The sequence below is a fragment of the Marinobacter sp. B-12 genome (genome assembly GCF_056857915.1).
This window is the reverse complement of record NZ_JBSXOB010000041.1, coordinates 1-13629: the sequence shown is the minus strand read 5'-3', so window position 1 is coordinate 13629 and position 13629 is coordinate 1. Positions and strand designations below refer to the sequence as shown.

Below are 13629 nucleotides of genomic sequence, written 5' to 3'. Positions count from 1 at the left end.
CATCGAAAAGGACTTCTCTCAACCTAAAATTATAAGCGCTCAAATGGTAATGAAATTACCCTGCCCTTACAAGTCGGAAAGGCTTTGAGCCGGGCCATTACCTGTCTCAGGTCTGCTCGAAACTGCTATCACAGACAACAAAAAACCCGGCCAATGGACCGGGTTTTTTTCGGATCTGCTCCAGCGACTTTTAACGCTTGGAGAACTGAGGACGCTTACGCGCCTTCCGCAGACCAACTTTCTTACGCTCCACTTCACGAGCGTCACGGGTAACATAACCCGCTTTGCGCAGTGCAGGGCGCAGCGTTTCATCGTAATCCATCAGGGCACGAGTCAGTCCGTGACGAATAGCGCCCGCCTGACCACTGATACCACCACCCTTAACAGTGATGTTGATATCGAAACGATCCGTGGATTCGGCAACCACCAGGGGCTGACGAACAATCATCCGCAGAGTTTCGCGACCGAAAAACTGCTCAATGGATCGACCGTTGATAGAGATGTTACCGCTTCCCGGCTTGATGAAAACCCGAGCCGTGGATGTCTTGCGGCGACCAGTACCGTAATTTTGTGCTACAGACATATCCGCCTTCCGTTAAATGTCGAGTTCTTTGGGCTGCTGGGCTGCATGAGGATGCTCAGCGCCGGCATAAATTTTCAGCTTCTTGAACATGGCACGGCCAAGCGGGCCATTCGGAAGCATGCCTTTAACAGACTTCTGGATGATTTGCTCAGGAGCCTTGTCGACCAGCTTCTCGAAGTTGATGGACTTGATTCCACCCGGAAAGCCGGTGTGACTGTAGTACATCTTGTCAAATGCTTTTTTGCCGGTAACCCGTACCTGACTGGCATTGATAACCACAATGTAATCACCAGTGTCGACGTGAGGGGTGTACTCAGGCTTATGCTTGCCCCGCAGACGACGGGCGATTTCAGTTGACAGACGACCCAGCGTCTTGCCGGCTGCGTCTACAACGTACCAGTCACGTGTTACTGTTTCTGGTTTCGCACTCAGAGTCTTCATTGATTCCGCCTTGAACGCTATATAAGAAACGTTAAAAACCACCACCGGTAAATGCTCGGCATCCGGAGGAGGTTCTTTACCTGTATGTTATGCGGCAGTGACATCATTCGGGGCTGAGATGATGGCATCGCCTTGAAAAGCCAGGGCGCGAAGTATATCCGAACCCAAAAAGAAAGCCAACCCTGAAACGGAATGTTTCGTTATTCACGTATCCTCATAGACATCGCAGAGTGGAGCCATCAATCGAGAGGCACCGGAACACCCGTGGTCGTCCTGTGGCCATCATTTATAGGGTGCTAACGCTCGGAAGCGCCGATTTCGCTCCAACCGTAAAGCCGCTGCACGTTGCAGAGCAACGACTGGGCCAGATCTTCGAGCCCCGAATTCCGCAAACGTGCCAGGGCGGCAAGTATCGACGGCAGGAACACAGGCGAATTATGCCCAGCTTCGACACCCCTTGGCGCCATATCAGGGGCGTCCGTCTCGAGGATCAGCGCATCAACGGGCAATCGGGCGATGGTATCCCGGGTCTTTCGGGCTCGCTGATGGGTAATGACACCACCAACACCGATGAAGCAGCCAAGATCAATCAGCTTGGTCGCCTGCTCATAGCTGCCCGAAAACCCGTGCACCAATACCCGCCCTGAAAAGCGCTTGCGCCGCAGCACCTCATAAACCTCGTCGTGGGTCTTGACGGAGTGAATAACCAGCGGCAAATGCAATAGCGCAGCAATATCAACCTGCCCTTCAAACCAGGCGTACTGTTCTTTCATGTCACCGTGGAGCCGATCCAGGCCACACTCCCCCAAGGCCACACAATGGCCTGGGCGGTCCTCGAGCAAACCTTGCAGTGCGTATAGGTCGTCGGCGGTATGCTCAGCCACATACCAGGGATGGATTCCGAGACAGTAGTAGAGCCCGTCGTATTCCGACGTAATGCGACTCACCCTGCTCCAGTCGGGCCGCCGAACGCCGGGAATAACGAGATGCGACAGACCAACGCTGCGAGCGTCCTCAAGCACTGCCTTGCGACGCCCATCAAACTCAGGGAAGTCAAAATGGCAATGAGCATCAATGAGTCGCATTCACTCACTCCAGCACTATTTAGTGTTCCTAGTGCTCCCGTGTTTTATGGAAGCTGACCTCGGGATAGCGTTCCTGGGCCAATTGCAGGTTGACCATCGTCGGCGCGATGTAGGCCAGTCGGTCGCTGCCGTCCAGAGCCAGGAAATCGTTAGCCTTGCGCTCGAACTCATCCAGTTTACGCTCATCAGAGGCCGTTACCCAGCGTGCCGTTGCGACATTTATCGGCTCATACACAGCCTCTACCTTATATTCACTCTTGAGCCGACTGACCACCACATCAAACTGCAGGACACCCACCGCTCCCACGATCAGGTCGTTGTTTCGAAGTGGGCGAAAAACCTGTACCGCGCCTTCTTCCGCAAGCTGGATCAAACCCTTTTGCAGCTGCTTGGACTTGAGCGGGTCCTTCAGGCGAATACGACGGAACAATTCCGGTGCGAAATTGGGGATGCCGGTAAATTTCATATCCTCACCGGCCGTGAAGGTATCCCCCAGCTGGATGGTGCCGTGGTTGTGAAGGCCGATAATATCGCCTGCGAACGCCTCCCCCGCATGCTCCCGGTCGCCTGCCATGAAGGTCAGCGCATCGGAAAAACGAACCTCCTTGCCGATCCTCACGTGACGCGCTTTCATGCCCTGATTATAGCGCCCTGACACGATCCTCAGAAAAGCCACACGGTCCCGGTGCTGGGGGTCCATATTCGCTTGAATCTTGAACACGAACCCCGAAAAAACATCCTCTTCCGGTTCCACCAATCGCTGATCGGTTTGACGCGGCTGCGGCGTTGGAGCCCATTCCACCAACCCATCAAGCATGTGATCCACACCGAAATTGCCCAGCGCCGTACCGAAAAACACCGGCGTGAGCTCACCGGCGAGAAAGGCGTCCAGGTCGAACTCATGGGACGCTCCTTTCACCAGCTCAATCTCGTCTCGGAGATCGCCAGCATAGCCTCCCAGGACCTCGTCCAGCTCAGGATTCTCCAGCCCCTGGATCACTCGTTTTTCCTGGATGGCATGACCCTGACCGGATTTGTACAGGATCACTTCGTCCCGGGTCAGGTGATAGACACCTTTAAAATTCTTCCCCATACCGATGGGCCAGGTAATCGGTGCGCAGGCGATTTTGAGGACATCCTCAACCTCATCCATCAACTCCACAGGATCACGCGTATCACGGTCCAGCTTATTCATGAAGGTCAGTATTGGCGTGTCCCGCAGGCGGGTTACTTCCATCAGCTTGATCGTGCGTTCCTCAACACCCTTGGCGCTGTCGATCACCATCAGACACGAATCCACCGCCGTTAACGTGCGGTAGGTATCTTCCGAGAAATCTTCGTGGCCAGGCGTATCCAGAAGGTTGACCAGACGCCCGCCATACGGGAACTGCATTACCGAGGTAGTGACGGAAATACCACGCTCTTTCTCCATCTCCATCCAGTCGGATTTTGCGTGCTGCCCAGACTTCTTTCCCTTGACCGTGCCGGCTTTCTGGATGGCCTGCCCAAACAGCAGAACCTTCTCTGTAATGGTGGTTTTACCCGCATCCGGGTGCGAGATAATAGCAAACGTGCGGCGCTGGGATACTTCGCTGGCAAGGCTGGTCATAATTGGTAACAACCTGGTTCGGAGAGACTGAAAAAACGGACGTCATTATAGGGATATTAAGGCACTGACGCGAACCCGCATCCGTTGAGAGCGTGCCCGATCTAACCGCGGAATTTCGAGGGACTATCCGCCCAAGGGTAAGGCCATGACCAGTGCGTCTTCCCGCTCGCGGCCTGCAGGATAGTAGCCTTTCCTGCGACCAATCACGTCAAACCCTGCTGCCGCGTACAAATCAATTGCTGTGCGGTTGCTGGCGCGCACCTCCAGCAAAACCTGGCTCATGCCATCCCGCGCCGCCTCTAGCACAAGGTGCCGAAGCAAACGGCGTCCTCCGCCATTGCCTTGTTTAGCCGGTGCCACGCACAGATTCAGCAAATGGGCTTCACCAACCATATAAGCCACGACGGCGTATCCACTGAGTCGCTGTCGCCACTCGAGCGCCCAGAGCCGATAATCAGGCCGAAAGCATCCTAAAAAAATGGACTCGCTCCAGGGGAAGGAGTAGCCCTGGGCTTCGATATTGAGGACTTCAGGCAGATCCTCCTGGTGCAACGCCCGGATCGTGAGGTCAGCACTTTCTATCTTGCGGTATAGATCCTGCCCCACAAGTCAGCCCCCGACAGTGGATTTCAGCTGTTGCCAGAGCTCACGTTTATAAGCAGGCACCGCAGCCAATTCGGCAAGAGTATGGGAGAAATCGACGGCAGCGTCACCCAGCGCATCGTCAAGCAATACTGCTCTTTCTGACGGAAAATCGTTGGCCAAAACTCCGAGCAAGACCACCTTGCGGGCGCCAAAATCATTGGCCAGGGAACGAAGAGTATCGCGGAAATTGTCTGCACTGTTTCCAGGAACCCGCAGATTTCCAAACACCGGCCAGCGAAGCTCGCGCCCTTTCTCAATCCGGGCTTCACCGACCGCCGCCAGGATGTTTTTGGCCAGTGTGTCTTGAAGCCGCGTGCTGGCCTGGTCGGATACACCACTGATCAGCACAAGCCGCTCTGAGAACCAGAACCCAAGGTGGGCGTGAATCTGACGGGGCAAGTCCCCAACAACGTTCAGCGTTTTGTCGGACGACACTTCGGCCGGTGCCTCCGGCTCAGCGACAACCGGCGCTTCCAGAGCTGTTTCGGGCACCGGTACGTCAGTTGGTTCCGGCGTGCTATTGGCCATCAACGCCTGGATGCCGGCGATTCGGTCCTTGCCGACACCATCAACCTTACGCTCAGGAACAGATGGCCGCGTCGGAACCGGAGGCGGTGCAATCGCAGCAGCTTCCAGTTCCGACTCATCGTGCTCGGGAAAGGCGAACTCAGGGCTCGGAGCAGCACCGGGTAACGCCTTTCTTGCGTACCAGAGATGGATTCCCGCCTTTCCCAGATAAAATTGACGCTCTGCCTCCGGCATCATCATTGTGCTCGCCCCCTTCGCCTACCCAGTTCAGACATCTGCGCCCTGTGGGTGCTGTCGAACACCGCCTCGGCTGATCAGGTTCAGGGCCTCAATGTAGGCCTTTGCTGAGGCAATAATGATATCGGTATCGGCGCCGATACCGTTCACAATTCGACCACCGCGCTCCAGGCGAACAGTTACTTCTCCCTGGGCATCTGTACCGCTGGTAATGTTGTTCACGGAATAGAGCTGCAGGTTACAGCCCGAGTCTACCAGGGACTCAATGGCCTTGAAGGTGGCGTCAACGGGCCCGCTGCCTTCTGCCTCTACCTTGTGCTCCCTGCCATCCACCAAAAGGGTAAGGCGAGCACGGGGGACGACACCGGTCTCAGAGCACACCTGCATGGTAACAAGCCCATAGCGGCCGTCTTCTTCCTTCTGCCGGGTATCACTGGCGATGGCCTGCAGGTCTTCATCAAAAATCTCATGCTTGAGATCAGCCAGCGCCTTGAACCGGGTAAAGGCCTCATTAAGCTCAGTTTCGGTTTCAAACTGGATGCCGAGTTCCAACAGCCGGGAACGAAAAGCATTGCGACCAGAATGTTTACCCAACACCAGGCTGTTGGTGTGCCAGCCCACATCCTGAGCCCGCATGATTTCGTAGGTTTCCCGATGCTTCAGGACGCCATCCTGATGGATACCCGATTCGTGGGCAAAGGCGTTTGCGCCAACGATCGCCTTGTTAGGCTGTACCGGAAAGCCGGTGATGGTCGATACCAGTCGAGAGGCAGGCACAATGTGCTGAGCATCTACCCGGGTGTCGATGGTGTAAAGATCCTGACGGGTACGAACCGCCATCACAAGCTCTTCAAGAGAAGCGTTCCCGGCGCGCTCACCGAGCCCGTTGATGGTGCATTCCACTTGGCGGGCACCACTGCTAACGGCAGCAAGGGAGTTTGCAACCGCAAGCCCAAGGTCGTTGTGACAGTGAACAGAGAAAACGGCTTTGTCGGCATTCGGAACACGGTTCAGCAACTGACGGATAGTCTCCCCAAACTGTTCCGGAATGGCATAGCCCACTGTATCCGGAATGTTGATGGTTGTTGCTCCGGCCTTGATTGCCGCTTCGATGATACGGCACAGGAAATCCAGCTCTGACCGACCGGCGTCTTCGCAGGAAAATTCAACGTCGTCAACATGACTGCGGGCACGCTTAACGGATCTGACGGCCTGCTCAACCACGTCGTCAGGCTGCATCTGCAGCTTGTACTGCATGTGAATCGGGGACGTCGCAATAAAAGTATGGATACGTCCGCGCTCGGCCGCCCTTATGGCCTCCGCGGCACGGTCAATGTCCTTGTCCAGCGCCCTGGCAAGGCTGCAAACGGTAGATTCCCTGATAGACTCTGCAATCGACTTTACCGCCTCGAAGTCACCTTGGCTGGCGATCGCAAAACCCGCCTCTATGACATCAACCCTCAGCTTCTCAAGAATCCGGGCAATGCGCAGTTTCTCCGCTTTTGTCATCGTTGCGCCGGGGCTTTGCTCACCGTCACGCAATGTTGTGTCAAAAATAATCAGGTGATCGTTCGCAGGCATGGCGCTCTCCATCAGGGCAACTGAAGACCAGTTTCCCGGGGAGTATATCATCTATCGCGGTGCGGACGGGGCGGGCATAGCGTTTAGGCGACGCTGTTCATCCAGATCAGCCAGAGTAGTAAACCGTTGAGCACCAGAGAGACAACCGCGATGAAACGCCAGTTTTCCGGTGGCACCCGATCCACGAGCGGGCGCCATGCGGTGGGTGTCAACGCCGGGTTAGGATGCCCAAGATCCCGCAAAAACTCCGACAACGAAGGGTATCGAGACTCCGGCCTTAAGGAAACCGAGCGTTGCAGGCAGGCATCCAGCCATGCCGGTAGGTCCGGGTTGAATTCGCGTATACTGCGATAGCGCAAACGGCGACGGACGGAGGGTCTGGGAGGTTTCGCATAGGGAAGATGACCGGTTAACAGCTCATAGGCAATCACCGCCAGGGAATAGCGGTCAGAGGCGGGTGTTGCCCGATCACCCTCAAGACACTCCGGTGCCGCGTAGCTCTCGGTTCCCAGACAGCTATCATGTCCCCACGGCACATCAATCTCCTCAATCCCACGAATTCGCACCGCTCCCAAATCAATGATTTTAACGGTTCCGTCCCTGGCAATCAGTACGTTTTCTGGCTTGAGATCCTGGTGAACCATTTCAAGACGGTGTAAAGCCCGCAAACCAACTGCAATCTGCTGAATGAGATTCCGCACCTCAGCAGGCGTTGGCAGCGGATTATCGTTCATCCACTCACGTAGCGTCGGCCCCTGAACATATTCGGTGACACAGTAGAGGCAGCGGCGGTTCTGGGGCGGTTCAATAAACCGTACAATATGGGGACTGTTGACACGGCGTCCCACCCAGCACTCGTTGAGAAAACGGTCAATATAGGCCGGATCATCCACAAAATTCGGCGACGGCGTTTTGATAATCACCGGCTCACCGCCGACATCGGGGCTGGCAAGGTAAATCTGGGTGCGACGGCTGGCATGGATTTCCCGGACAATCCGATAACCGTCAAGCCTTTGCCCGGGTTCCAAAGCCGGCGGAAATGCCAGTGACGTCAGCCGCTCATAATGAGCCTCAACATCTTCCGCTGGCAGGTGCTCAATATTAAGTACCTGAGCACTCAGGTTGTCTGGACTTCCAGCGGAATAGGCTGCGTCCACCAGCGCCCCGGCGACCTCATCCGCGTCACCCTCCACTGCAAGTCCGGCCATAACGACTGAGTCGAGATACCCGTGCACACCGTCAGTGGTAAGTAACAAACGATCACCGGGCTGGAGGCTCGTCCGGAATACATCAATCTCAACATTCAGCTCAGCGCCCATGGCCTTTGTCAGCGCGCCTTTACCGGTGCCTACCAGGGCATGATGGTCCCTGGTCAGGCATTCCAGTTCACCGTTGCGAACAAGACAAACCCGACTATCCCCCACATGAAATATATAGGCTCGATTATTCTTGATGACGACACCGCTAAAAGTACACACCATCGCATGGGCATCGGCATGGCCGGCGTGACCACGACCGTGCAACCATCGATTCAATGCCCCAAGGACACGACCGGCCGCAGTTTCAACGGCCCAGGAGTCCGGCGTACTGTAGTAGTCGTGCAGGAATCCTTTTACGCAGGCCTCCGCCGCCTCACGGCCCGCGGCGGAACCACTCACCCCATCGGCAATAACAGCAGCAACACCCTTGAGAACAAGGGCTTCGCCTTCTGGATACCGAATACCCAGACTGTCCTGATTCTCGGCTTTACGGCCGGCGATGCTGTATTGGCCAGCCTGTAACTGGAGGCGACCACTCACGTTACGTCAATCATCCTGACTGAACCATCCGGCATTACCTCACTTGTTTGCGGATCAGGTTCATCCATGAAGACCATCACCAGGGTCATGATTGCCAGAGCAATTGCCCCCAACACCAGGAAGAACTGCTCTGAGGGCACCAGAGCCAATACAACCAGGAAGACAACACCCCCTACGTTGCCGTAGGCACCTGCCATCCCCGCAACCTGGCCGGTAAGACGACGCTTCACCAACGGCACCGACGCATACACTGCGCCACATCCGCCTTGCACAAAAATCGAGCAGAGCACAACCAGAGCGACCGCCAATGGCAAAGGCCAACTGCTATCAATTCTTGCCATGAAGAAGTATCCAACTGCGATACCGGCCAGCATCAGTATCGTAATCAGTTTCCGACCATAGCGGTCCGCAAGATAGCCACCGCCAGGGCGACCAAATAGGTTCATCAGAGCAAAACTCCCGCCGAGCATCCCTGCCAACATGGGAGAAATATCAAACGTATCCAGGAAATACAGCGGCAACATGGAGACCACCGCCAGTTCCGATCCGAAGCTCGCCATATATACGAGATTTAGAAGCGCTACCTGTTTGAATGGGTAACGATCAAACGCCGGCACAGGCCTTTGAAAGACGTGACCGTTTATTTGCCAAATCCGCAAGAACTGGACCGCCGCCATCGCCCCTATCGCGCCATAAAGGAGATAGGTTGTCGGAGCCCCCAGCATACCGAGCTTATAGGGTCCCAGCTGCCAAACGATCAACGCCAAAGCAAAGAAAAGCGGCAGGTTCATTACCACATAAAGCACAAAATCTCCCTTGCTGGTTACTTCCATCGCACCGCCCCGCTTTGGCTTGAAGTAGGTCGAACCTTTTGGAGTATCGCGAACCAGGATGTAGAAAACCGCCGCATAGATAATCGCGATAACGCCGGTCGTGCCTACCGCCCAGCGCCATCCGTTATCGCCACCGAACCACAGCGCGAGTGCCGGCAATGAAAGCCCGGCAAACGCAGCTCCAAAGTTACCCCAACCACCATAGATACCCTCAGCCAGTCCCAGCTCCTTCGCCGGGAACCATTCACTTATCAGGCGGATACCCACAACAAATCCCGCACCAACAAAGCCCAACAAGAATCGGGTCACTGCGAGCTGTTCAAAGGTTGTCGAGAGTGAGAATGCGATGCAGAGAAGCCCTGACACAACAAGGACCAGGCTATACACACGGCGGTGGCCAAGTGCATCCACTAACATGCCGATAAGGATTCGCGCGGGGATCGTTAAAGCGACATTGAGCAGCAGCAGCGTATTCACCTCTGACGCTGTAAGCCCGAACTGTTCACGGATCGATGACATCAGCGGGGCGTGGTTAAACCACACCAGAAAGCTAATAAAAAACGCCACCCAACTGAGATGGAGTATCTTGATTCTTCCCACGAAAGAAAAGAATCGGAAAGAAGTATCACGCATACGCTGGCCTGTGAGAATGCAAAGTTTGCCAACAGGTTCTTGTGGAAGGTTCTATTGAAGGGACGCGAATGTGCGTGAGCTTTTTGAAGAAAAACAGGAATGGACCACGCCTTCACTTCCTTCTAGCGGCGTCGTTGCCGTTACCTGTTGGAGCCTGAATCGGGAGCCTTACTAAAGGCAAAATGCATTCCAGAACTTTTTTAGTAATTTAAATCATCAAGTTGCGAAATCCACAGCAGACGCTGGAGCCGAATATTGCACCAGGGCTGGGCGATCTAAACAGGACTGCACCGCGATGGTGTGTTCTTCTGGGACTTTCTAGCGGGATCGAGGAGCCTGTAAACCAAATTGTGTAACTGCCCACGACTGAGTAATCTTTTCAAAAGGATACCATCGTGGGTACACAAGTGGATCAAGAAAAACTCAAAGCCATGGCCGCAGAGCTGGCCAAAGACATCAAGTCCGAGAAAGACCTCGGAGCCCTCACTCAGCAACTCGTAAAACTCACCGTTGAAACCGCACTGAATGCCGAACTGGATGAGCACCTTGGCTATGAGAAGCATGCCCGGGCAGGTCGGGGTACCGGCAACAGTCGTAATGGCTATTCTGCCAAGCGCCTCAAAGGCCAACATGGTGAAGTGCCGATCGAATCACCCCGTGACCGGGACGGCTCTTTCGAGCCTCAGTTCGTCCGTAAGGGTCAGTCCAGGCTGACCCAAATGGATGATCAGATCCTGGCGTTGTACGCCAAGGGATTGAGCACACGAGACATCGTGGACGCCTTCAAAGAGATGTACGACGCGGACATCTCGGCAACACTCGTTTCCAAGGTGACTGAGCGCGTGATCGATCAGGTTCACGAGTGGCAGAACCGCCCTGTTGATCCGATTTACCCTATTGTTTATCTGGACTGCATCGTTCTGAAAATTCGTCAGGACAAGCGGGTGATCAACAAGTCCCTATACCTGGCTTTGGGCATCAACATGGAAGGCCAGAAGGAGCTGCTGGGCCTGTGGCTTGCCGAGACCGAAGGCGCGAAGTTCTGGCTATCGGTACTCACCGAGCTGAAGAATCGTGGTCTGGAGGACATCCTGATCGCCTGTGTCGATGGTCTCAAGGGATTCCCGGATGCCATTGCGGCGGAATACCCCCAGACCAAGGTTCAGCTCTGCATCGTGCACATGGTTCGTAACTCGTTGCGGTATGTGTCCTGGAAGGACTACAGGGCTGTCACGGCAGACCTGAAGCGAATATATAAATCTGCCACCGAACAAGAGGCACGAACAGCGCTGGACGACTTTGCAGAGTGCTGGGACGGCCAGTACCCGCAAATCGCCAGGTCCTGGTACAACCATTGGGACAACCTGATAACGCTGTTCGACTACCCACCGGCTATCCGGAAGGTGATCTACACCACCAATGCCATTGAGTCACTGAATAGCGTTATCCGCAAGGCAACCAAGCGCCGCAAGCTGTTCCCCAGTGATGATTCGGCACTGAAGGTGGCGTTCCTGGCGATCCAGCAAGCATCAAAGAAATGGACCATGCCGATCCGAGATTGGAAGCCTGCACTGAATCGCTTTATTATCGAGTTCGGTGACCGCCTGGACGGCCACCTGTAATGGGGTGGGCAGTTACACAGATTTATTTACAGCCTCCTGTATTGGCGTTCACTGAATTGAATTCTAAAAGCTGAATGTATTTGGTTTATCAACAAATAGCTGCTATCGCCTTTCTCTCCTGAAATTTCCTCAACCCTAATACCCCGGTTTTATTAGACCTATCGTTTCGCATTTTGAAATACAGCGACCATTTTGATTTGCAAAATGCAATTCAAAATGCAATCCGGCCTCAAAACCCCTCCGAAATTTCATAAGCCTTTGTATTTCCTTTGAAAACTATTTTGGCCCTCTTTTTGCAATTCGCAATCAATTGTGTGTGCCAATATGAGGGCTCTGCGAATGGCGCTTTCTTTTACTAGAACAAACTTGAATTCCGAAGTTGTCGAAAAGGCGCTCGTTGCGAATGGCGATACTATCTCCATGTCTGAGCCCGGGACAGTCAAACTCTATTCCAATCCCGGTGATGTTCAAAGCGCTTTAAGAGAAGGTTCCGATTTAATTCTTTCCGTGGATGGCCACGAGATCGTGCTGAAAGATTTTTATCTATCCGAAGTCAACATCCTTCAACTGAGCGATGACAATCTCGGAATGATCTGGGATACCGCCGTGTACCCAACCGAGAGCTCAGGGTTCGTTCCAATGGACTTCATCCCTGTGACCGGTGACGGCGCGGCCGGAGCTTTAGTGGCCGGTTCGACTGGGGCTGCAGGATTTGGCAGTGTCGCGCTCGGAACGTTAGCAGGCGTTGCCGGGTTGGCTAGCCTTGGATTGGCTGCATCCAGTTTTAATAGTGATAGTTCTCCGAGCAGTCGCGCCCGCTCTAATCCTGAACCTGAACAGCCTTCCCGACCTGCAACGACGGCCACGCCGATTCTCGACAGCTTCTCTGATACAGGAAGTGAGGGGGATGGTCTGACCAGCAACTCACAACCTACGCTAAGAGGGGTAGGGGCAACGTCGGGTGATACTGTTACTCTTTACGACACCGATGGCACTACCGGTATAGGTACGTCAATCGTTGCTGTGAACGGTACATGGTCGGTAACACCGGACGCGCCTTTGACGGAAGGTTCTCACAGCCTATCCGTCACCATGACGGACGCGGCCGGCAACGAAAGTGATCCATCGGCTACTTTGTCGCTGGTCATCGACACTACGGCACCGGATGCTCCATCAACTCCTGTTCTTGACTCAAGCTCCGATTCTGGAACTGAGGGCGACAACATCACCAACGACACCCGGCCGGCCATCACTGGATCTGGCGCAACACCGGGTGACGCAGTCACGTTGTACGATACCGATGGCACGTCTGTGCTTGGTACCGCCATGGTAGCAGGCGACGGCACCTGGTCGGTCACTCCGGATGCGCCATTGAGCGAAGGCTCGCATGATCTATCAGTGACGATGACGGACGGCGCTGGCAACCAAGGTCTGCCATCGCCGGCTCTAAGGCTGGTGATTGATACCAATGCACCGGGCACCTCAACACCGGTACTGGAAGCCGACTCGGATACAGGTGTCAAAGGTGACAACGTGACCAGTGAGACCCAGCCTGTGCTAAGCGGCTCCGGAGCAACCGCCGGCGAGACGGTCACACTTTATGACACGGATGGGATGACCGTGCTGGGAACTGCAACCATAGCGGTTGATGGTACCTGGTCAGTTACACCCGATGCTCCCTTATCCGAGGGAGCTCACGATCTGTCGGTGAGCATGACTGACGAGGCTGGTATTGAAGGGGTAGCTTCAGCGCCTTTGACGGTAGTGATTGACACAACCGCACCGGATGCCCCAGGCAATGCGCCTGTACTGGATTCAGCCTCCGACTCTGGTGTGCAAGGCGACAACATTACTAACGATACTCAGCCAGCTATCACAGGGTCGGGCGGAAATCCGGGCGAGACGGCCACGCTATACGGTACCGATGGAACCACTATTCTGGGAATAGGAACGGTAGCTGCCAATGGAACTTGGTCCATCACTCCAGATGCACCATTGTCCGAAGGCTCTCACGACCTTTCCGTCACGATGAC

At 54.8% G+C, this 13629-nt stretch carries 11 protein-coding genes; 2 read left to right on the top strand and 9 right to left on the bottom strand.

Translation table 11 applies throughout. The annotated features are described in order from the left end of the window. Positions 1-190: 190 nt before the first annotated feature. From rpsI to AC13D2_RS05795, 9 genes are all read right to left on the bottom strand, one after another. Positions 191-583, bottom strand: a complete 393-nt coding sequence (rpsI, locus tag AC13D2_RS05835; RefSeq protein ID WP_007154597.1) for a 30S ribosomal protein S9 — start codon at positions 581-583, stop codon at positions 191-193. Positions 584-595: 12 nt separating this feature from the next. Continuing rightward, a complete protein-coding gene (gene rplM, locus AC13D2_RS05830) occupies positions 596-1024 on the bottom strand; it encodes a 50S ribosomal protein L13 (protein WP_007154598.1) in 429 nt (142 codons plus the stop codon). Positions 1025-1320: 296 nt separating this feature from the next. Continuing rightward, positions 1321-2109, bottom strand: coding sequence for a TatD family hydrolase (locus tag AC13D2_RS05825; RefSeq protein WP_300499822.1), 789 nt, complete (start codon positions 2107-2109; stop codon positions 1321-1323). A gap of 28 nt (positions 2110-2137) precedes the next feature. After that, positions 2138-3718, bottom strand: a complete 1581-nt coding sequence (gene prfC, locus AC13D2_RS05820; RefSeq protein ID WP_420390599.1) for a peptide chain release factor 3 — start codon at positions 3716-3718, stop codon at positions 2138-2140. A 123-nt stretch (positions 3719-3841) separates the two neighbouring features. After that, positions 3842-4324, bottom strand: coding sequence for a ribosomal protein S18-alanine N-acetyltransferase (gene rimI / locus AC13D2_RS05815; protein WP_420390598.1), 483 nt, complete (start codon positions 4322-4324; stop codon positions 3842-3844). Between the two features lie 3 nt (positions 4325-4327). Then, a complete protein-coding gene (locus AC13D2_RS05810; RefSeq protein WP_420390597.1) occupies positions 4328-5131 on the bottom strand; it encodes a 2-isopropylmalate synthase in 804 nt (267 codons plus the stop codon). A gap of 27 nt (positions 5132-5158) precedes the next feature. Continuing rightward, positions 5159-6709, bottom strand: a complete 1551-nt coding sequence (locus tag AC13D2_RS05805) for a 2-isopropylmalate synthase (protein ID WP_300499833.1) — start codon at positions 6707-6709, stop codon at positions 5159-5161. Between the two features lie 83 nt (positions 6710-6792). Then, positions 6793-8508, bottom strand: coding sequence for a bifunctional protein-serine/threonine kinase/phosphatase (locus AC13D2_RS05800; protein ID WP_300499836.1), 1716 nt, complete (start codon positions 8506-8508; stop codon positions 6793-6795). Next, positions 8505-9974 (bottom strand): MFS transporter, encoded by a 1470-nt coding sequence (locus tag AC13D2_RS05795; RefSeq protein ID WP_482938344.1) that lies wholly within the window; start codon positions 9972-9974, stop codon positions 8505-8507. Before AC13D2_RS05795 ends, AC13D2_RS05800 begins: the two co-directional genes overlap by 4 nt. 407 nt (positions 9975-10381) lie before the next feature. Between AC13D2_RS05795 and AC13D2_RS05790 the strand changes: the two genes are divergently transcribed. Together AC13D2_RS05790 and AC13D2_RS05785 are read left to right on the top strand one after the other, a co-directional pair. Beyond that, positions 10382-11596 (top strand): IS256 family transposase, encoded by a 1215-nt coding sequence (locus AC13D2_RS05790; RefSeq protein ID WP_482938357.1) that lies wholly within the window; start codon positions 10382-10384, stop codon positions 11594-11596. A 366-nt stretch (positions 11597-11962) separates the two neighbouring features. Further along, positions 11963-13629, top strand: a 1667-nt coding sequence (locus tag AC13D2_RS05785; RefSeq protein ID WP_482938343.1) for an Ig-like domain-containing protein, incomplete at its 3' end; no start/stop codon positions are given.